Annotated in this window: 17 protein-coding genes; 11 read left to right on the top strand and 6 right to left on the bottom strand. The window is 37.3% G+C overall.

The genetic code is table 11. The features are described 5' to 3' along the window. Positions 1-6 precede the first annotated feature (6 nt). Positions 7-1,194: an FAD-dependent oxidoreductase gene (locus AC3FI7_RS00965; RefSeq protein WP_491461170.1), complete on the bottom strand. Its 1,188-nt coding sequence runs from the start codon at positions 1,192-1,194 to the stop codon at positions 7-9. A gap of 715 nt (positions 1,195-1,909) precedes the next feature. Here AC3FI7_RS00965 and AC3FI7_RS00970 point away from each other — a divergent pair. Both AC3FI7_RS00970 and AC3FI7_RS00975 read left to right on the top strand, forming a co-directional pair. Next, positions 1,910-3,616 (top strand): sensor histidine kinase, encoded by a 1,707-nt coding sequence (locus AC3FI7_RS00970; RefSeq protein WP_343658071.1) that lies wholly within the window; start codon positions 1,910-1,912, stop codon positions 3,614-3,616. Next, positions 3,594-4,247: a LuxR C-terminal-related transcriptional regulator gene (locus AC3FI7_RS00975; protein WP_172616966.1), complete on the top strand. Its 654-nt coding sequence runs from the start codon at positions 3,594-3,596 to the stop codon at positions 4,245-4,247. Before AC3FI7_RS00970 ends, AC3FI7_RS00975 begins: the two co-directional genes overlap by 23 nt. 415 nt (positions 4,248-4,662) lie before the next feature. Here the strand turns inward: AC3FI7_RS00975 and AC3FI7_RS00980 are convergent, their stop codons facing one another. Further along, positions 4,663-6,369 carry an amidohydrolase family protein gene (locus AC3FI7_RS00980; RefSeq protein ID WP_491461171.1) on the bottom strand — a complete coding sequence of 569 codons (1,707 nt, stop codon included), beginning with the start codon at positions 6,367-6,369 and terminating at the stop codon, positions 4,663-4,665. 187 nt (positions 6,370-6,556) lie between these two features. Between AC3FI7_RS00980 and AC3FI7_RS00985 the strand changes: the two genes are divergently transcribed. Together AC3FI7_RS00985 and AC3FI7_RS00990 are read left to right on the top strand one after the other, a co-directional pair. Continuing rightward, positions 6,557-6,964: an ACT domain-containing protein gene (locus AC3FI7_RS00985; protein WP_142722192.1), complete on the top strand. Its 408-nt coding sequence runs from the start codon at positions 6,557-6,559 to the stop codon at positions 6,962-6,964. Positions 6,965-7,112: 148 nt separating this feature from the next. Beyond that, positions 7,113-8,060, top strand: a complete 948-nt coding sequence (locus AC3FI7_RS00990) for an alpha/beta fold hydrolase (RefSeq protein WP_142722193.1) — start codon at positions 7,113-7,115, stop codon at positions 8,058-8,060. A gap of 248 nt (positions 8,061-8,308) precedes the next feature. On the opposite strand, the gene AC3FI7_RS00995 is transcribed toward AC3FI7_RS00990, so the two are convergent. Then, positions 8,309-8,704: a VOC family protein gene (locus AC3FI7_RS00995; protein ID WP_142722194.1), complete on the bottom strand. Its 396-nt coding sequence runs from the start codon at positions 8,702-8,704 to the stop codon at positions 8,309-8,311. Between the two features lie 121 nt (positions 8,705-8,825). On the opposite strand from AC3FI7_RS00995, the gene AC3FI7_RS01000 reads away from it, so the two are divergent. Then, positions 8,826-10,016, top strand: a complete 1,191-nt coding sequence (locus tag AC3FI7_RS01000; RefSeq protein ID WP_343658074.1) for a hypothetical protein — start codon at positions 8,826-8,828, stop codon at positions 10,014-10,016. On the opposite strand, the gene AC3FI7_RS01005 is transcribed toward AC3FI7_RS01000, so the two are convergent. Beyond that, positions 10,013-10,699, bottom strand: a complete 687-nt coding sequence (locus AC3FI7_RS01005) for a Crp/Fnr family transcriptional regulator (RefSeq protein WP_491461172.1) — start codon at positions 10,697-10,699, stop codon at positions 10,013-10,015. The two genes, AC3FI7_RS01000 and AC3FI7_RS01005, sit on opposite strands and share 4 nt — an antisense overlap. Before the next feature lie 369 nt (positions 10,700-11,068). On the opposite strand from AC3FI7_RS01005, the gene AC3FI7_RS01010 reads away from it, so the two are divergent. Further along, positions 11,069-11,794: a YoaK family protein gene (locus AC3FI7_RS01010; protein WP_142722197.1), complete on the top strand. Its 726-nt coding sequence runs from the start codon at positions 11,069-11,071 to the stop codon at positions 11,792-11,794. 51 nt (positions 11,795-11,845) lie between these two features. Here AC3FI7_RS01010 and AC3FI7_RS01015 read toward each other — a convergent pair whose 3' ends face one another. Then, on the bottom strand, positions 11,846-12,661 hold the full coding sequence (locus AC3FI7_RS01015; RefSeq protein WP_491461173.1) for a DUF4249 domain-containing protein: 816 nt from the start codon (positions 12,659-12,661) through the stop codon (positions 11,846-11,848). A gap of 3 nt (positions 12,662-12,664) precedes the next feature. Further along, complete coding sequence (locus AC3FI7_RS01020; protein WP_491461174.1) at positions 12,665-14,995, bottom strand: TonB-dependent receptor; 2,331 nt, start codon at positions 14,993-14,995, stop codon at positions 12,665-12,667. A 404-nt stretch (positions 14,996-15,399) separates the two neighbouring features. On the opposite strand from AC3FI7_RS01020, the gene AC3FI7_RS01025 reads away from it, so the two are divergent. From AC3FI7_RS01025 to AC3FI7_RS01045, 5 genes are all read left to right on the top strand, one after another. Next, on the top strand, positions 15,400-16,002 hold the full coding sequence (locus AC3FI7_RS01025; protein WP_491461175.1) for a TlpA family protein disulfide reductase: 603 nt from the start codon (positions 15,400-15,402) through the stop codon (positions 16,000-16,002). Between the two features lie 190 nt (positions 16,003-16,192). Next, on the top strand, positions 16,193-16,756 hold the full coding sequence (locus AC3FI7_RS01030; RefSeq protein ID WP_491461176.1) for a Crp/Fnr family transcriptional regulator: 564 nt from the start codon (positions 16,193-16,195) through the stop codon (positions 16,754-16,756). A gap of 99 nt (positions 16,757-16,855) precedes the next feature. Then, the gene (locus tag AC3FI7_RS01035) at positions 16,856-17,245 is read left to right on the top strand and encodes a RidA family protein (RefSeq protein ID WP_491461177.1); all 390 of its coding nucleotides are present in this window, start codon (positions 16,856-16,858) and stop codon (positions 17,243-17,245) included. Positions 17,246-17,659: 414 nt separating this feature from the next. Next, on the top strand, positions 17,660-18,472 hold the full coding sequence (locus AC3FI7_RS01040) for a hypothetical protein (RefSeq protein WP_491461178.1): 813 nt from the start codon (positions 17,660-17,662) through the stop codon (positions 18,470-18,472). A 180-nt stretch (positions 18,473-18,652) separates the two neighbouring features. Next, positions 18,653-19,441: an SDR family oxidoreductase gene (locus AC3FI7_RS01045; protein ID WP_491461179.1), complete on the top strand. Its 789-nt coding sequence runs from the start codon at positions 18,653-18,655 to the stop codon at positions 19,439-19,441. The last annotated feature ends 172 nt before the right edge of the window (positions 19,442-19,613 follow it).

The raw sequence follows: 19,613 nt of genomic DNA on the forward strand, positions 1-19,613 counted from the left end.
ATAATTTTAAAGTGCTAAGAAATATTTATATCCTAACCGGAATGGGGTAATGTCAAAATCGGTATGTCCGTCCAATGCAAGATCAGACATGATTTTACCTAAAAAAGGGGTGAATTTCGCAGCCCATCCGGTGGCGTAGACCACAATGTTTTTATGATTGGGAACATAAGACGGAGCAAAATCAATCAGCAGTTCTTTATTCGGGATTGTACTCAAAGCGATAAGGCATGTTGAGGTATATTCCGGAATAATGCTTAGTCCGGTCATATGATTTTGTATCCATTCGGAGGTATAAGCCAGTTCCTTAGGGTTAGGAATTAACGTTCTGTCGCTTGGTTCCTCCAAAGGTTTGATAACAAAATCAGGTGCTACACGGATGTATTCAGGATGGTCCCACTCAACTGAAGGGAAACCGTAGAATTGATTGCCGTTTTCTTCGCTTGAATTCTGAAATACAAACCATGTAGGATATTGTATATCAGGATCTGTCTTTTTAAAATAAGCGGAAGACATATTCCAGTAGGTGGCTTCTATTTTAAAATCAAGTAGGTTGATAACGCTGTTGATATAAGGTCCGGGAATGATCGCCAGTTTTTTGGCAATATAAATTCCATTGGGAGTGGTAAGCTCAAAAAGATCGCCGTTTTGTTTGATCTCCAGTACGGGAGAATCTTCTCTAAGTTCAACAGTTTCTTCTTTCCGGCAAAGGCCTAGCAGTGTTTCTATGGTTGCTTTGAAGTTGATACTGGCACCATCCGGCTGAAACAGCCCTGTATAATTATCCGGCAGATTTTTAAAATGATACTGATCTTCAATTTCCCTTGAAGTCAGCGTGGTATAGGGAACTCCTAATGCTTTAAGTGCTTTTTCTGCTTCAGCAATATTTCCTTCGGTAGAATGTACTTCAGGATCACCAAACCAAAGTGTTCCTACTTTATCAAGCAGTTGGGTGTCTGTCTTTTTCTGCAGCTCCTCCCAATAAGGCTCTGCATCCAAAGCCATTTGTACCATATATTCATCCGGATAAGGAATCCGGAACTGGCGTGATACTCCCGCAGAACTGCCCAGCTGGTTGACAAAAGTATATTGTTCCAGTACTAAAGTTCTGGCCTGGCGCTGGCCGAGATGGTAAGCTGTAGCCAGACCTATTGCTCCTCCGCCAATGACGATTACGTCATAGTTTTCTGTAATCATAGGTTATTGTTTTACTTTTTATAATCGTATTGAGCGGATACAGGAAAAGTAAAGAGATCAATATGAAAGAATATACCGTCATTAATGATCTTTGACAATCTCTGAATCCTATTCTTTACCACAGATTAGGTATAGACATGAATCTGCCGGTACATATGAATATTCTGATTTTCCATTGAATATTGCCAGTATTAATAAGCATTTCAAAGTAACAAAGAAGAGGGTATATGTTCTTAGAGTGTAAATTACCAATTGTGGTATTGAGTAGAAATACTGAATGGCAAAAGGGACTCTTTGAGAGGAGGAGTACTGGTCTTTCAGAATGGTATAATAATTGAGATGCTGCTTGCAGTTTTTTACAACTGTCTGATCATCAATAATTGTTATATGCAATAAAATAGACAGATACAGAATATTTTACGGACAGCAGTTTTTTACAATTGCTCTAAAAAAATAGATTTACGTGAATGAAACTTAAAATTTACAGGGTGTTTTGATAGTAAAAAGAATCCAATTTTATCGGTTTTTATTAAATATTCATTATTATAAGAAGACAAAAATTACTTTAACTTTGCCAATTGGATGATATACCCCTATTATGAAATTGTTTAAAATAATGGTATATTGTTGAAGGCTAATATCTAATGGACTTATGCAGTCAGGAAATTAATTTAACTGATAAACGAATATGAAATATAAATTCTTAAATTTTAAATTGAGAAAACTTGTTCATTACTCATTGATCCTTTGTATTTTGCTGATACAGGTCATTATTGCCATATTTTTTTATAACGAATTTGTCAACGGTAAGAAGCTTAAGTTTATTAAAGATCAGCTGGAGGAAAGCCGCGCACTGGGAGGGTTGACCGATAACTCCAGGAAAGATTTTCTGGATGCTCAGGAACATCTTCAGAAATATATGGCAACCCAGGATAATAAGGAACTGCAGTTATATTTCCAGTCGTTAAGAAAACTTAAAATCAATTTTGATAAAATTGGTGAATATGAAAACACAAGTCCCAGACTGAAAAAGACCTTGGCTCTTCATAGCCAGGATATGGTGAAGACAGCAAAGCTGAAAACATTAATAGATTCAGTGTACCAGACTTCACTCAATCCTCCTGCAAAAATTGAAGATAAGCAGTATGAACCTGCCAAATATAAAAATGATTTTGAAGATTTCAAGATCCAAACCCGCACCTATGCAGATACCGTTAAAAAGAAAGGCTTTTTCGGGCGTTTAAAAGATGCTGTAACAGGAAAGGTAGATGTTCAAAAGGAAAGTACTGTGATTACGATGACCAACAACAAAACACTGGATCTCTCTCAGGTAAAATCCAAAATGGACAATACTTTGAAGTCTATGGATAAGCATTATGCTGCTGAAGTAAGGAAAGTACAGCTGCTTGCTGCTCAAAATCAGAAAAATAATTTACAGTTTTACAGCAATTTCAGTAAGCTGCTGGTGTACAGCAACGGCCTGATAGAAGTGTACGAAAATGCAATCAGGGATTTTAAGTCTCAACTGGAAAAAGAGTATAATGATCAGAGTTCAAATAACAACAGAATAAGAACCTATCTGGTATTGGGGTTGATGGTTCTGATGTTTATCGTATCCATTCTGATCATGTATTTTACAAGGATGGCGTTTATCTATGAGCAAAAGCTTGATGCCGCAAATAAAGAAATTAAAAAGAACCTTAATTTTAAGAACAGGATTCTGGGAATGCTGAGTCATGATCTTAGGTCTCCTCTAAAAATCATTAATATTTTCATCGACAAGATCCACAGAACGACTCAGGATGAAACGATAAAGGATTATCTTAAATCTATCAAGTTTACCAACAGTACTCTGCTTCTGCAGTCTAACCAGATTCTGGAGTATACCAAAAATGAGAATGCTGAAAAAGAGCTTATCCAATCGGTTTTCAATCTTAAAGATGAGATCGGTTCTATTGTAAAGGTAATTACCCCTTATCTGGAAACCAGAAACAACAGGTTTGTGGTAACAGACAGAATTCCTGAAAATGTTTTGGTATATTCAGATAATATCAGAATCAACCAGATTTTTATGAATATTCTCGGAAATGCCAACAAGTTTACAGAAAACGGACAGATCGATCTTGTGATGTCCACAGAGCCGTTGGGAGATCATACAATTGCCCTGGTTACTTCTGTGACAGATACCGGAGTAGGAATATCAGAATCTGATCTGGGTAAAATTTTTGATCCTTATTATCAGGGAATGGTCTCTGATGAAGTAGATAATCTCGGTGCCGGACTTGGCCTTAATCTGGTTAAAGAGATCGTAGAGCTTTTCGATGGGGATATATCGGTTGAGAGTAAACTGCATAAAGGAACGAAAGTGACATTCAGGATCAATTTAAATCGTAATCATAATGGAAACACCAATGCAAAATAAAGAGATCATATTTCTGCTGGCTGACGATCACAGTATTGTACGCCAGGGAATGGAAATTGTTATCAGCGATATTGCTCCCCACGCTAAAATTTATCAGACTTCATCCTTACACCAGGTTTTGGAGCTGATCGAATCAAAAGGGGTGGAAATAGCCGTTATTGATGCCCACTTCCCGGATGGAAACAGCCTGCACATCTTACCACAGATGAAAAGCATCAATCCTGCCATTAAAATATTGATTTTTACGGGGCTTGAAGAAGAACTGCATGGTCTTAAATTTATCAAAGCAGGAGCCAATGGCTACCTGAGTAAATTGAGTGAAGAGGAAGAGGTGAGGGAAGCCATTACCACCTTTATCGAGAAGGGAGAATATTTTTCTGATGTATTGAGAAACTTATTGGTACAGTTTGTATATAACCCTGATCTTATAAGTCCTCTCAGCAGTTTAACCAAAAGGGAACTTCAGATTGCTGAGCTCTATGCCGAAGGATTCGGAAACCTGGAAATTTCAAACAGTCTGAATATCAAACAGAATACAGTAAGCACAATCAAAAAAAATATTTTTGAAAAACTAAAGATCGAAAATATGGTTGAACTTGTTGATCTTATCAAAACCCATCATAAACTTTAGTTTTTTGGATTTTTCGCTTCATATTCTATTTTATCGATAAATATCTATAACGTGATCGATATGTATCGATGGGGTTTATAGGGAATATTATTTTATAATGTTGTTCCTTTGTACTGTGAGATTTAAGTAATGAAAAAGTACATGAGAAATACTTTGAATGATTAAAGTTTCATACACAAAAACAACAAATGATTATAGCTATTCAAATAATAAACAATAGTTATAAAAGAGCACAAATGATGAAAATCAATTAAAAACACTGATGAAATTAAAAGAAGTGTATGAATAACCTTAGGCGGGCCTTTTAAAAAAACCAAATGATAAAAAAAACACAAATACACATAATGAGGTTCGGTTGATAGGTTACAGTACAAACAAAAAGGAGGCAGAAAGCCTCCTTTTTGTTTGGCAGCATTTATTCAACATACTGATGAATATGATTATAAAGGAATTTCTTAGGGTTATCTCTGGTAATCAGTTCCAGCTCATGATCTGTCAGTCTTCCTGCTGTATCTGCCCACATCTGTTTGTCACTTTTCTGGCTGCGTACTACGTAAAAATCGCTGCCATACAGAATGCGGTCACTGATTCGGCTGTCTTTTTTCAGAAGTGATTTCAAAAGAGGAAATATATTTTCATCATGCAGGATATAGCTGATGTCAGCATATACATTAGGATGTTGCAGCATCAGGCTGTAGATGATAGCAAACCATGAATTATGGCGCCATGAGTTTTCAAGAGCTGTAGGAATAAAATTAATCCCTTTTCCCACAGGATTGGTAAAGCCGTTTTCAGAAAGGTATCTGTCACGTTCCATATATTTTGCCCATTCATCTTCACCTCCGAAATGCCCGAAACAGATTTTTAGTGCATCAAGATTTTTAGCAAGTGGCTGATCTCTTCCCGCATAGCCGAAGAGGGCATATAAAGAATCATCATGATAATATTCAAGAAGCTGTTTCAGATAATCTTTATTCAACAGGCAAAGGTAGTTGAGAGGATGGGTGAAATTCGTAGAAAAATCACTGTTGCTCAGCTCATACAGCTTTAGGGGTTCCCTTTTGCCCTTTTCTCCGGTTGACTGCGTAAATACAGGATGACTGTTCCATTCTTTCTTTTTGCTGCCCCGGTAATAGATAGTTCCTCTGATACAATGATTAAGTACCGGTACCTGATTCTCACAGGCCCATAACATCAAAGGCAGAATATCCCTGTCAAACGGATAATACCCAAGGGCAGGGTAGGTTTTAATTCCTCTGAACCTTTCATGAATAATACAGTTTTTGATCTCATCAAAATAAGCCGGATTGTCCTTTATTCTTCTGGGATCAGCAAATACAAAAGGAAGGCATGTCCGGGGTTTCTTCCTTCTCAGGTTTTTAAGTTCTTCAAGCTGCAGAGGATAACTGAATTTGGCGGTGCCACCATCCATATAATCCATATCCATGGGAAGAACTACAAAACGGGAATCTGCAGGATATTGCTTCTCCAGCATTCTGAATATGGTCATTTGACTTTTATGAAAGGCAAAACGGCCTATGCTGATATAACGCTTCAGATAGGCTTTTGTTTCAGGACCGGGAAGAATGCGCAGGATCTGAAACAGGCATTTTGCAATGAATATAATAAGCTGCCTGCCCGATTTGATCAGTAGGAATAAAGCTGAAACAATCAGAATTCTTAAAAAAATATATTGTGGAGCAGGAAGCAGATAAATATTCTGCATCAAATGATTCAGTGAACTGATATATTCAAACCAGCCCTCATTGTTATATTTCCCCTCAAAATAGCCGAAAAAAAGAATCAGCAGCGTATCCAGAGTAAGTACAACTGCAATAGGAACAGTGATAAAAGGAATTTTCTGAAGGAACCATCTGATATGAAAACGGAAATTCTCCAAAACCTTATAAGGACGTCTATACTGCCACTTCGTGGGAACCCGGTAATACCATCTGAAAAAGCTGATAATAAGTCTTATCGTGAGAATATGCTCAAGACCAAACGGCAGAAGTTTTTTACCAAGAAACTGAGGAATATGATCTCCTGTAAAAGTATGGGTATGACAATTGATGAATGGATTTCTCTTTTTGTCTGGGGCCGGTGGATCTGGTGTAGTTTTCATGAACAGATGAGGGATTAGTTTTGCTTCTAATTTACAAACAAATTATCATATGCGGACCCTCATATTTTGAAATGGAGAAATCATGAAATAAATTAAGTTTGCTTTTAACGATCAGAATTTACCTCTTGTTTTTTATCAAATGATAAACAGAAGTTGCCTTCTATACCTTAGTTTTGTATCCAAAAAGATGTCAGGAGAAAAAGATTTAGCTGTATTGATTCAAAATATGGAACCGGTATTGAATATCGGAGAATATGTGTTTTGTACCGTTCAGAATCTGGGAGAAATACCGGATATAGAAAAGATTCTGTTTTTATTCAGGGAGCATGAAGCTGTTACCATTGTGTTAGAAAGAACCATAGCTGATGAATGGAGTTTTGCTTACAGTTACATTTCTTCCTGGATCACTCTGAATATTCACTCCTCCCTGGAAGCAGTAGGACTTACGGCTGCTTTTGCCAATGCTCTGAAACAGGGAAATATCAGCTGTAATGTAGTGGCTGCATATTTTCATGATCATATTTTTATCGCCAGAGAAGATGCTGAGAAAGCACTGAAAACCCTTATTGCATTAAAATCAGGAAAAAGGGTTTAAAATTATTTTTTAAAACTTTACACTTTTAATTTTCACCTTCTCAAATGTCTAATTGAATCCTTAAAATGTCCTGTTGGTAAAGCTTTTGAGTGTTCTGCCTGTTTTTGTGTTTTATGTTTGCACCATAATCATACAAAAATAAACTACAATGAAAACAATCAGAAAAATCTCAGCCGTAAGCTTATTGTGTTTAACTCTTTTTACCGTAGTGACCATGTCCTGCACTGAAGAAAATGAACCTCCCACGGTCCAGGAGGTACAAAACAGAAACCACCAGACAGCCAAAACCCAATTCATAACTGTTAAAGGAAATGCTATTGCGTACCGTGTTTTAGGAAAAGAAGATGGCATTCCATTAGTGTTGCTGCCAGGTCTTGGAGGTTCCATGGATGACTGGGATCCTGCCGTAACGGATGGATTGTCAAAAAAATATAAAGTCATCATTTTTGACAATAAAGGAGTAGCTTCCTCAAAAGGAACAACTCCTAATACAGTGCAGATTATGGCTGATGATGCCGTAGACTTTATCAAAGCACTGAATTTGAGCAAAGTGAATATTATGGGGTTTTCTATGGGAGGGTTTATTGCACAGAGAATTGTACTGACTTATCCATCGCTGATCAATAAAGTGATTTTAACCGGAACAGGACCGCAAGGAGCAATCGGATTGTCCAATTTGCCTAATATTGTGGCTGGAACAGCAGGATTAAGCCCTGAAGCTTCATTTTTGAAATTTGGATTTACAGAATCTGCTCAAAGTATTGCAGAAGGAAAAGCTTCTTTTGCAAGAATCCAGCTGCGTACCACAGACAGAGACCTGCCGTTAAGTGATACTGCTTCCAACGCACAATTTACTGCAGTACTGAGCTGGGCTCAACCCAACCCTGATGCGCTTACAGAAATAGAAAAGATCAAAAATCCTGTACTGATTGTTCATGGTGAAAATGATCTTCCGGTATCTGTTCAGAATGCTAAAAATATGGCTCAGCATTTAGATCATGCAGAACTGGTTGTATTTCCGGATTCCGGACATGCTTCTTTTTACCAGTACCATGATACATTTGTAAGCAAAGCCATTGAATTTCTGGCGAAATAAGACAGACTTTTAACAATTAGGACAAAAACCTCGCTGCTTGGTCAGTGAGGTTTTATTTTTGATCATTAAGTTGTTTAAATTTTACAAAACCACAAAAGTTTTCATTTGAAAATACTTCAGTTCACCTAAGTAAGTTTAAAATGATTCCGAGGAAAAGTTCACACACGATGAAAAATCAAGGGTTTTATAAGATTTAGAGTACCTATGATGCATAAAGCTTGGTTCTAAAAAGTTTAAGTGGTTAAACTTTAGCTGAATTTTTTCAAAGCTTCCTCACTTACAGGAGTAAAAAAGTTAATCATATTTCCATCCGGATCACAGAACAGGAGAGACCTGTTTCCCCATGGCATCGTTGTCGGCTCCTGGATAATTTCAGACGCTATAGCTTTTATTCTTTCATATTCTTTATCTACATTGTCAACCATAAATTCAATAATGGTTGATTTTGTACCTGTGAAGTCTGTCAGGTCTTCTGAGAACATCTTCATCGTCCGGGTACTTCCGATTGCAATTGTAACGGAACCGGCAGAAAGTTCAGCGAAGTCTTCAGTATACCATCGGCTCGTCACTCCAATGGCCTGTTCATAAAATTCTACTGCTGCTTTGATGTTTTTGCTGATGAGTCTTAGTGAGGTAAGTTTCATAAGAGTATTTATTTGTTAAACAATTTTAACAAAGGTAACAGATACTTATGACAACAGGCTGTCAGCAGATGCGGACTGTAATTATTTTTAATTAAATTTGATTGCACCAAAATAGTAACCTATGAAAATCAAAGTATTACTTTTTATTTTCCTTTTCCTAAGCCATACCTTTTATGGCTGCAGTATGTTTAAAATGACCCACAAAGGAAAGACGATTGTTGGAAATAATGAAGACTGGGTGAGCCCGAACGCTGAGATCTGGTTTGAGCCGAAAATACAGGATCAATATGGGGTAGCTTATGTTGGGTTTATCAATCGGTTTCCTCAGGGAGCAATGAATGAAGCAGGGTTGGTTTTTGATGGATTTGCCACTCCTGAAATACCTGTCCCCAAACAGGAAGGAAAAATTCAGAAACCTGTGCGGGATATTGTACACTATGTGATGGGCAATTTTAGTACTGTTCAGCAGGTAAAAGAGTATCTGTCTACGATAGATATGAGCTTTCTGACTTCCAGTGTGATGATGTTTGTAGATAAAACAGGAGCATATTTACTTGTAGAAGGAGGAGCTTTAGTGTTGGGGAATCAGGAATACTATATTCAGTCAAATTTTAATCCCACTAAAAATACAGTGGAAGAGGATAAGAAAAAGCTGGACTATTATATGAAAGGAGTTAATTTTCTGAAAACCAATCAACCCAATGGAACTGCTGCTTTTTGTTCATCCGTAATGGATCAGATGCATGTGAAAGATACACAGTATACCAATATTTATAATTTGAACAAAGGAACGATACAACTTTTCCTTCATCATGATTTCTCTAATTCGGTCGAAATTAAGCTTGAAAAGGAATTGGAAAAAGGAGTACACTCTTATATGATGGCAGATCTTTTTCCAGCTTCTTCAGAAGGCGTAATATTTTATAAAAAATATAATGATGCTGACAATCCGGAGGGCTATCTTAAAGATATCTGGGCAAAAGAAACAGCTGGCAAAACCAAAGAAGAAATTGAGAAATACAAATCTACCTCCGGATTGGCATGGCTCAGCAATTATATAGGATATGAATGGATGAGGGACAAGAAGCAAGTACCTGCAGCGGTCAAGATCTTTACTTTTGCTACAGAAATTTATCCTGAAAATGCCAATTTATTCGACAGTTTGGGAGAGGCTTACTGGAACGCAAAAGATTATAAATCAGCTATTGTCAACTATGGTAAATCACTATCGCTTAATCCTGAAAATCTGGATGCGATTGATAGGCTTGTGAAAATAAAACAGGAGGTAGAAAAGGCTGGAAATAAGAATTAATAAAAATTAGCAATATGAATTAACCGTTTAAAATTGATGATCTGTATTTTTCTCCCTTCAGATCTGATCAGTTTTTCCTGCTTAAAATCATTGATAATGCGGGCTAAAGTCTCTCTGGCAGTTCCTACCATATTGGCAAGATCCACACGGGAGAGAGAAATGAATACATCTTGGTCGGAAGCATCATTTGATTTATACTTATCATGAAGGATCAGCAAACTGAGCGCAACCCTTTCTCGCACTGTACGATGAGATAAAACGGCGATAAGATTGGCCATTACACTGAATTCATGACTTAAAGACTTTAGCAGCAGCCTTGAAAGCACAGATGACTGGCTCAGAATATCCAGAAAACTGTCTTTAGAAATAAATGAAATAACAGAATTCTCCAGTGTTGAAGTGGTGTCTCCATACGATTCATTACTCAGAATGGCAGAGTATCCGAAAAACTCACCGGAACTGTAAATATAAATAATCTGTTCTCTTCCGTCATTATCAACCTTGTATTTCTTTATTTTTCCTTCATTTAGGTAGTAAACGCCGTTGGGTTTGGTCCCGTAAGTAAACACGGGTTCATTTTTACGGTAGTTTTTGGTTTTCATAGCGCCTGTAAGCAGATTTTTATCATACTCAGGGAGTTCGTCAAAAAGATACTGATTATTAAAAATAAATTTTGAGATCATAATTTTTTATACAGACTATTGAATCCGGGCTCGGTTTTTAACTTAAATCACATTTTAAACAGACCTACATCACAAGTTTTTTTTCCTGAACGAATTACTTTTACAAAAGTAATGAAATTGATTCTGAAATAAGAATCAGAGCATTTCAGAGGGATCTAAGGATGCTATTGCAGATCTTTCATTGATTACTAAACACAGTAGGATTTTACGTTAAGGGATATTGTAAACCTACAAGAACACTGGATAAATATTTAAGCGGACATGTTTTTCACAGTTTGACACTGACATTTCTAATTATTTTTTTTTACTTATTTATTTTATCCAGCTGTTTTTTTTAAAAGTAATGCATAGGCTTTACAGAGATTAAAAATGTTCAGGCACAGAGGGAAAAACAGAACTTATTTTCACAATCTTAAACTGGCATCAGCACTTTCATTTGTTGCCGGGATTGTGAATATTGTGGGAGTATTGTCTGTGAAAGTTCTTACTACTAATATAACAGGACATTTTGCTTTCTTTTCTGAGAAAGTTCTTCTGGATGACTACGGCGGTGCTCTTACTTATTTTGTTTTCATTCTATGTTTTCTGGGAGGAGCGTTCTGTTCAAGCTTTATGGTTGAATTTTCTTCCGGACGGAGGATGTTCCGTCCGCATCTTATTCCTTTAGTCACCGAAATTCTGCTTTTGGGTTTTGTAGGGATATCAGGAGAAGAATCATTAAAAATCTCAGTATCTCCTTATACAGTTGCCGGTATTTTACTTTTTGCAATGGGAGTTCAGAATTCACTGGTGACAAGAGTATCACAGTCTGTCGTGAGAACGACTCACCTTACGGGGCTGTTTACTGATCTGGGAATAGAACTTTCAAAACTGTTTTTCAAGGAAAGAAAAAATGAACAGAGTCAGCTTAGGAAGAATATCGCTCTGAAACTGGTGATTATTGCCTGCTTTTTTTCAGGATGTATCATTGGTGGTTTTAGCTATAGCATGATTCGTTTAAAAACACTGATACTAACTGCAGGCCTGCTGTTCTGTGTGATCCGGTATGATAAACTTCTCTACAGGTATTATGCCCTGAAAAGGAAGTTGAGATAAAGCTGAAAATAAAAAAGGATATTCCGGAAATTGGAATATCCTTTTTTTTAATTATGGTGTAACAGGCTGAATTACAAAAGTCTTTGTTTCTGTGGTATGAGCCGAAAAATATCCCAATGCCCCGTTGCTGATATTACTTGGAGGGTTGGTTGGGGTAACGGTTCCGCCATTGCCGCCAGAAATCTGAAGTAAAGCGCTGTAATAGGTAAATATATTGGTATCGATACATTGCATTTCTACATGGATCTTGTCTCCTGCCACTACTTCATGGTCCCTGCCTTTATTATCGTCATTAGGAAGAATCAGGGGCTGCTGGTTGGGTAATCCGTTATTTACATTGTCTGAAAAGGTATTCATATATTTTTTAGTAAGATCATTGATTGTAAAACTAAAAAGATAACGGTTCCCTAATGGCGTTGGATCTGTGAAAAGAGGCAGAAGGGTATAGGTAGTCTTATCACCAAATTTGAAGGAGCTCTGCTGCAGTCCTTCAAAATAAACCTCTTCAGGCATTTTACTCTCTGCAGTATATTGTTTTCCTTCAGCCTGTACTTTCAGGGTATAAGTTCTTCCGGGGGTTCCCAAAAAAGTAGTGGTTTGGTACATTCCGCTTCCTGCATAATGAAGAATTTCGGTCTGTCCCGTATTATCGCTTAAAATAACCTGGGCTCCTGTAACGGCCGGATATTGATTAGGTTCTGAAAAACCGACTGATTTTGTAATTTTTACGGTATAAGGACCAGACTGGTTGGTTACATTCCCTTCAATGACAATATTTCCGCTCTGGTCATTCAGATCCAGATCGATCTCCTTTTCACAAGAGCTTAATATAAAGACAGATAATATGATATAAAATGTATTTTTCATGATTTAGAATTTGAAATTATAAGTGATGTTAGGTACCCATCGGAATAAAGAAGTCTGCACAGCGCGTGTTGTTCCGGGACGGTCAGGATTGTCTTCAAAGTTAATGGTATAGGCATTTTCACGGCCATACAGGTTATAAATACCGAAGGTCCAGGACCCACGGAAACGTTTATTGGAACTGGGTTCATAGGTGGCACTTAAATCCATCCTGTGATAAGCCGGCATTCTGTCTGCATTTCTGTTGCTGTATTGGAAGACGGTCTGTCCGTTCAGCTCATATTTTCCGGTAGGGAAGGTCACTGCATTTCCTGTGCTGTACACAAACAATCCCGAGAAAGTCCATTTGGGGTTAAGCTGATAAGTGGCAACAATGGAAAGATCATGAGTCTTATCCATTCTGGCATTATACCATTCATTGTTATTGATTCCGTTGATCTTTCTTTCCGTTTTAGAAAGAGTATAGGAGATCCACCCTGTAAGCTTTCCACTTTTCTTTTTGGCAATAAGTTCCAGGCCATAGGCTCTTCCTTTTCCAAACAAGAGCTCACTTTCTACATCGGCTCCGGTGTCAAAGCCAATCTGGGCTCCGTTTTTGAAGTCGATCTGATTTTTCATGTCTTTATAGTAAACTTCAGCATTCACTTCATAATTATTATTCTTGAAATTCCTGCTATAGCCAAGGCTGATCTGATCCGCAATTTCCGGTTTTACCGTATAGCTGCTTCCAATCCACTGATCGGTAGGGTTTCCACTGTTGCTGTTGCTCAGGAGGTGAAGATTCTGGGTATTTCTGGAATATCCCCCTTTCACACTGCTGACTTCATTGATCCGGTAATTGGCGCTGATACGCGGTTCAAGATTCACATAGGTTTTCCCGAATTTTCCCTTCTCTAAGAATTTACTGTCGGTAAGCACCCCATTCTCATAGGTATTGAATGTGTCACCTCCCAATACACTGAACATAGAAAGTCTTGCTCCATAATTGATGGTCAGTTTTTCCGTTGCCTTATAATCATCATTGATGTAAACCGCATTTTCCCACGAATATCTCGGGTTTCTTACAAAACTGCTCACTGTAGTACCGGAAGCACTGCTCGGGGTAAGTGTATGATAAATAGACTGCAGACCGAATTTTACAGAGTGTTTGTTTCCTGCAAACCAGGTAAAGTCCTGCTTAAGGTTCCAGTCACGGATTTTTGAATTTAAATCAAATACGGTATCATCATTTTTCAGACTGATTTTATAATCGTAATTGCTGTAGATGAAAGATGTATTGGAAAACAATTTACTGCTGATAATACTGTTCCATCTCAATGTTGCTGTAGTATTTCCCCAGTCTGTATTGAAAGTATCTCCCAGCCCCAAAACATCTCTTCCGAAATATCCGGAAAGGTAAATACGGTTGTTTTCATTGATCTGGTAGTTGGCCTTCAGGTTAAGATCATAAAAGTACAGCTTATTGTCTTTATAGTCTTTACTGGTCTTAAGGAACAAATCTGCATAGGTTCTTCTTCCTGAAACAATGAATGAAGATTTTTCTTTCTGGATAGGACCTTCTACACTCAGTCTGCTGCTGATCAGGCCGATTCCTCCGTTGACATTATAATCTTTATTGTTTCCGTCTTTCATTTTGACATCGAGTACGGAGGACAGTCGGCCTCCATATTGGGCAGGGCTGTTTCCTTTAATAATGCTGGCATCTTTCAGGGCATCACTGTTGAAGGTGCTGAAAAAGCCAAGAAGGTGAGAGGCATTGTAAACAGGCGCTTCATCCAGTAATATCAGGTTTTGGTCGGTAGCACCGCCTCTTACACTGAATCCGCTGCTTCCTTCACCATTACTTTTAATACCTGGGAGAAGCTGTATGGTTTTCATAACATCCTTTTCTCCAAAAAGGACAGGAAGTTTTTCTATATTTTTAATATTTAATGTCTCTGCTCCCATTTGAGCAGATGTTAGGTTTTTATCCTTTTTTATAGCGGTTACAACTACTTCGTCTATGGCTTTTGTAACTTCTTCCTGCGGAACAAGAGGAAGGTCAAGCTTTATATTCTGATCTACTTTGATCTGCTGTTCAAAATCTTTGTATCCGGGATTTGAAATAATGATGGTATAGTTGCCTTCAGGCAGTGAAAGTGAATAGAAGCCATACTCATTGGCAACCACGTTGATGGAAGGGGCTTCACTTACTTTTACAGAAACTCCGATGAGCAGTTCTCCGTTTTTTTTGTCTTTCACGGTTCCGCTTACGGAATAGGTTTGCTGGGCCATGGCCACCGTGCTGAAGCAGAGTGCAGCAGTGGCAGCGGTAATTTTTAAAAAGGATGTTTGCATTAGTTTATTTTAAAGTAGTAGATCTCCTGTATATGAATTAATGTTTTGGTGATGCACGATTAGTTGAATGAATATGGGGGTTCGTTACATGTAAAGGTTTAATTATGAAATAAATCCATTGAAAAACAAGGTTTGCAGAAAATGTAAAAGCAAGGATACAATAAGATTGTTACATAAAAGGTAATATTATGCAGTGTATATTGATTTTTATGTTTACTTTTCACTGGTTATGTTAAAAATTATATTATCAACGGGATTTAGATGGATTTTATTACTGTTTGCTGTGAAAGTTCCCGCTTAATGGTATTTAAGCCCAGGAATTAACTTTCTACTTTATAAACCATTCTTATGGATTTCTGATCAAAATATTAGTCTTATATTGGACGGGAATTAAGTGGAAGAATATGGAAAGTCTGAAAATTTGGCTAAAGAAAAATGGTTCTGCTACAGTACTTACAGTGTTGTTTATTGTCATATTGGTGAATAAAGATGCAAAGGCATGGCTGATGAGACAGGTTGCTTCCACCGGAATTCTCAATTCCACTATATCAGCATCAAAAGAAACACAAGAGATCTCAACAAAAGCTTCCTACGCTGGTTTTATATTGAAAAATGAAGATGGAACTATTATAGACCGTTCTGCTTTACAGAATAAAGTCATCTTCATTAACTTTTGGGCCTCATGGTGCCCACCCTGCAGGGCAGAATTTCCGTCTGTCCAGAAATTGTATGATCGGTACAAAAACAATCCGGATATGATATTTCTTACGGTGAATCTTGATGATAATGTTGCTTCAGGAAAATCTTATTTAAAGGAAAAAGGCTTCACAGTTCCTTTTATCATTCCGGCTGGCAATATTCCGGGTGTGCTTTACAGTGGATCATTACCTACAACTGTTGTATTGGATAAAAAAGGAGAAATCCGTTTGCATCATAAAGGACTTGCCGATTACAGTAAAGATTCATTTTATAGACAGATTGAAGAACTGCTGAAAGAAAAGCCTTAATTTAATTTAATGATGACATTCTTTAGGCTATATGCTCCTGCAGAAATAGAAACTGAAATTCTGAGAGAAAAATAATTCTACAGAATTTCCCAAAGGCCATAATATTTCCTTTCTCTGAAAGATTCAGGGCTATAAGCAACAGAAATGTCTCGCTGAAAAAAGAGTACTTTTACAAAATAAGAAATTGAACATGCATGACCAGTTAAGGACTCATATCGAAAAAATACTCCCCCTAAATGATGATGAATTTGAATTCATATCATCCTGTTTTACGCATAAGAAATATAAAAAACATCAGTTTCTGGTACAGGAAGGAGAAACAGTTTCCTATAATTATTTCGTTCTGAAAGGCCTTCTGAAGCTGGTTTACTCTGATGAAACCGGAAAAGAGCACATTGTCGGATTTGCCATGGAAGATTGGTGGGAAACAGATTTTCCGGCTTACTATCTGGAAACTTTGGCGACAATGTCACTGGAATGCATAGAAGATACAGAGGTATTGTGCCTTAATCTTGGCGATTATAAAAGACTCTGTACCCAACTTCCAAAACTGGAACATTTCTTTCTTGAAAAAGCCTATAGGGGATTCATTTCTGCCCAGCAACGTACCATTTCCATGATGACCGTCGGAATAAAGGAACGATATGAACAGCTTTTGGAAAAATATCCCTCCCTTGTTCAGAGGGTTCCGAAGGCTCTCCTGGCAGCTTACTTAGGGGTTTCAAGAGAAACGCTGAGCCGTTTGCCTCTGTAAATATTGATAAAGCTCACAGCATAATCGTGATCTAGGTCACGGAAATTTACAGTATCTGTTATGCAATTTTGTCCTGTAACCTATAACAAATTCAAGACAATGGAAAAAAGAACAGTCAACCCATGGAAATGGCAGGATGGAAGAAGTTATTCTCAGGCTGTAGAAGTTAAAAATGTTGAAAGTACTTTATACTGCTCCGGACAGGCAGCGGTTGATCCTGACGGGACCTCCAGTAATAAAGATATGAAATCTCAGCTGGAACAGGCTATTGCCAATCTGGAAGAAGTAATCACCTCATCAGGATATGAATGTGAAGGTATTGTCAGATTAAATATCTATACAACTTCAGCAGAAGAACTCTGGCCTTATTTTCCTGTTCTTCAGGAATGGATTGCCAGGCACAGCATCCGTCAGGCATTAACAATGCTGGAAGTAAAAGGTTTATTTGAAACGTTAAAAATTGAACTGGAGGCAACCGTGGTCAAATAGATTATCATTGAAAATTAAAAGAAACCTTCTTATATATTAAGGAGGTTTTTTTTGTCTTGTTAGAAAATATTATCTGAAAGATTGATGAATCTGATTTTTTCAAAAAGTTTAAAAAATTCTTTTTTTTCAAAAAAAATACAGGTTTTATATAAGAATAACAATCTTATGAATATAAATAAAAATTTCTAAATAGCTATTCATTATATAATCTGTGAATAAAATGCTGATAATGAAAATTGAGTTCATTGAAAAATTAACAATTATTTTTTATGAAATCTAGTTCCCTTTTGTGTGAAATTTATTATATTTGTTTTAATATAAAGTGATTATTTAAGTCAAATATTTAATTTTATCGTAATAATCTTAGCTTTATGTTTCAAAAATCATTTTAATATTAATCGAAAATTATTTATTATGAAACGTAAACTCATCTATTTTTTATTTCTTTTAACAGGAAATTGTATTTTCGTGAGTGCTCAGGTAGGTATTCAGACTTCCAATCCACAGGGCGTTTTCAATATTGATGCAGCCAAAGACAATCCGGCTACAGGAACACCTTCAGCGGTACAACAGGCCAATGATGTAGCTGTTACTGCCGCTGGAAACATGGGAATCGGTACTACTGTTCCTACGAATAAGCTTCATATCAATGGAACCGACCCGTTGCGGGTACAGGGGCTTTCTGCAGGAAATACCACTACAGATCCTCTGCTGGTAGTGGATGCGACTGGTGTTGTTAAAAGTATCGGTACATTAGGCGCTTTATCTATTCCAAATCCTGCGGTTTTCAGGCTGGAAACTGCACAGGCCAATTTCTTGCAGGCACAAGGTGCAGGCGGATCACAGGTAGTCCCTATGTCTGTGGTTAAAAATACCATTCCCGGCATGAGCTTTAACGCAGGAACAAGTACTATTACATTTCCTGCAGGAACTTATCAGATGACTTTTGTGTATGAAGCAACTCATAATGTAACAGGATGTACTATCAGCTCATATTTTATAGATTTCCCTCTTAACACAGGTTCTACCCGAATTCACAGTACGGCTTCACACTCAGAAGGAGCCCTTTCCAATCACGGAGGTACCATAACCTATGCTACCACTGTTCCAGCCAACAGAACATGGACGATAACTCTTGGAAGAGGCCAATCCGGTAACTGTGGAGGAGCAGGAATGAGTCTGGCTGCAACCTCAACCCAATTACTTGTTTTCCGTATCGGAGATTAATTCCTTTATAGTTCCCATATCAGGCATTATTCTTTCAGCAAAAATTCTAATAACACAAATACTGAAACACCGGCTTACGCTGGTGTTTACTGTTGTATGAAATAGTGCCTGTTGTACATTAATGATCCTTAAAATAAAGATTCCTTATATTTATACAGATAATCAATACTCATTACAAGGATGAATATTCAACTTTTTTCAAAAAATGCTTTAGTAGGCGGAGCCACTCAGGGAATTGGAGCAGGAATTGCCATAGAACTTGCAAAATGCGGAGCCAGTGTAACCGTAATGTCACGCAATGAAGAAAAACTGAAAGCCTTTGTTTCTTCACTGCCGGTAAACAATCCGGAACAGGAACATGAATATCTGGTGGCTGACTTTTCAGACTTTGAAAATTATAAAAAAATTATAACAGGATATTTTAACGACCATTCGGTAGACATTCTTGTTAATAATACAAACGGTCCGGAGCCGGGTTTAGCACTTGATAAAACCCCGGATGATTATCAGAAAGCATTTGATCTTCTTTTTAAAACGGTTTGCGAAACAACTTTATTGGCTTTACCTCATATGATCCGACAGAAAAATGGCCGCATTATCAATGTTTCATCTTTGTCAGTAAAAGAACCGATCGGGAATCTGGCATTGTCCAATTCGATCCGTTCTGCAGTAATCGCTTGGGCAAAAACTCTTTCCAATGAGATTGCACAGCATAATATCACAGTAAATAATGTTTTAACAGGATATTTCGATACTGAAAGAATTCAGAAGCTGGTGGCCCATGAAGCCCTGCAAACCGGTGTTTCTGCAGAAGAAATAAAAAAAGCAAGAGAAAATAAGATTCCCATGAAAAGATTCGGACAGCCGGAAGAATATGGTCATCTTGTAGCTTTTCTGGCCTCAGAATATTCAAATTATCTTACCGGAACAAGCATTCCTTTGGATGGAGGATTGAATAATACCTATTAAAAACAGCTATTTAAGAATTCAATAAATTTCTTAACCACAGAAAAGTTCACATGAGGCTTGGTTCAGAAAAAGCTTAAGGTTTAAAACTTTTGTACCTTTTGTGGTTTTAAAAATAAACAAGGTCCATGTAATAAACCCTTTTCCCCAGTTGTCGTATCTATATTGGAAAATA

The organism is Chryseobacterium sp. TQ-BC-N36 (assembly GCF_058382295.1).

Excerpts from the sequence above, each read along its gene's own strand:
- AC3FI7_RS00980 (WP_491461171.1), bottom strand. The coding sequence starts at position 6,369 with ATGAAAACTACACCAGATCCACCGGCCCCAGACAAAAAGAGAAATCCA.
- AC3FI7_RS01030 (WP_491461176.1), top strand. The coding sequence starts at position 16,193 with ATGCATGACCAGTTAAGGACTCATATCGAAAAAATACTCCCCCTAAAT.
- AC3FI7_RS00965 (WP_491461170.1), bottom strand. The coding sequence starts at position 1,194 with ATGATTACAGAAAACTATGACGTAATCGTCATTGGCGGAGGAGCAATA.
- AC3FI7_RS01000 (WP_343658074.1), top strand. The coding sequence starts at position 8,826 with ATGAAAATCAAAGTATTACTTTTTATTTTCCTTTTCCTAAGCCATACC.
- AC3FI7_RS01010 (WP_142722197.1), top strand. The coding sequence starts at position 11,069 with ATGTTCAGGCACAGAGGGAAAAACAGAACTTATTTTCACAATCTTAAA.
- AC3FI7_RS01035 (WP_491461177.1), top strand. The coding sequence starts at position 16,856 with ATGGAAAAAAGAACAGTCAACCCATGGAAATGGCAGGATGGAAGAAGT.
- AC3FI7_RS00990 (WP_142722193.1), top strand. The coding sequence starts at position 7,113 with ATGAAAACAATCAGAAAAATCTCAGCCGTAAGCTTATTGTGTTTAACT.
- AC3FI7_RS00995 (WP_142722194.1), bottom strand. The coding sequence starts at position 8,704 with ATGAAACTTACCTCACTAAGACTCATCAGCAAAAACATCAAAGCAGCA.
- AC3FI7_RS01025 (WP_491461175.1), top strand. The coding sequence starts at position 15,400 with ATGGAAAGTCTGAAAATTTGGCTAAAGAAAAATGGTTCTGCTACAGTA.
- AC3FI7_RS01045 (WP_491461179.1), top strand. The coding sequence starts at position 18,653 with ATGAATATTCAACTTTTTTCAAAAAATGCTTTAGTAGGCGGAGCCACT.
- AC3FI7_RS01040 (WP_491461178.1), top strand. The coding sequence starts at position 17,660 with ATGAAACGTAAACTCATCTATTTTTTATTTCTTTTAACAGGAAATTGT.
- AC3FI7_RS01020 (WP_491461174.1), bottom strand. The coding sequence starts at position 14,995 with ATGCAAACATCCTTTTTAAAAATTACCGCTGCCACTGCTGCACTCTGC.
- AC3FI7_RS01005 (WP_491461172.1), bottom strand. The coding sequence starts at position 10,699 with ATGATCTCAAAATTTATTTTTAATAATCAGTATCTTTTTGACGAACTC.
- AC3FI7_RS01015 (WP_491461173.1), bottom strand. The coding sequence starts at position 12,661 with ATGAAAAATACATTTTATATCATATTATCTGTCTTTATATTAAGCTCT.
- AC3FI7_RS00985 (WP_142722192.1), top strand. The coding sequence starts at position 6,557 with ATGTCAGGAGAAAAAGATTTAGCTGTATTGATTCAAAATATGGAACCG.
- AC3FI7_RS00975 (WP_172616966.1), top strand. The coding sequence starts at position 3,594 with ATGGAAACACCAATGCAAAATAAAGAGATCATATTTCTGCTGGCTGAC.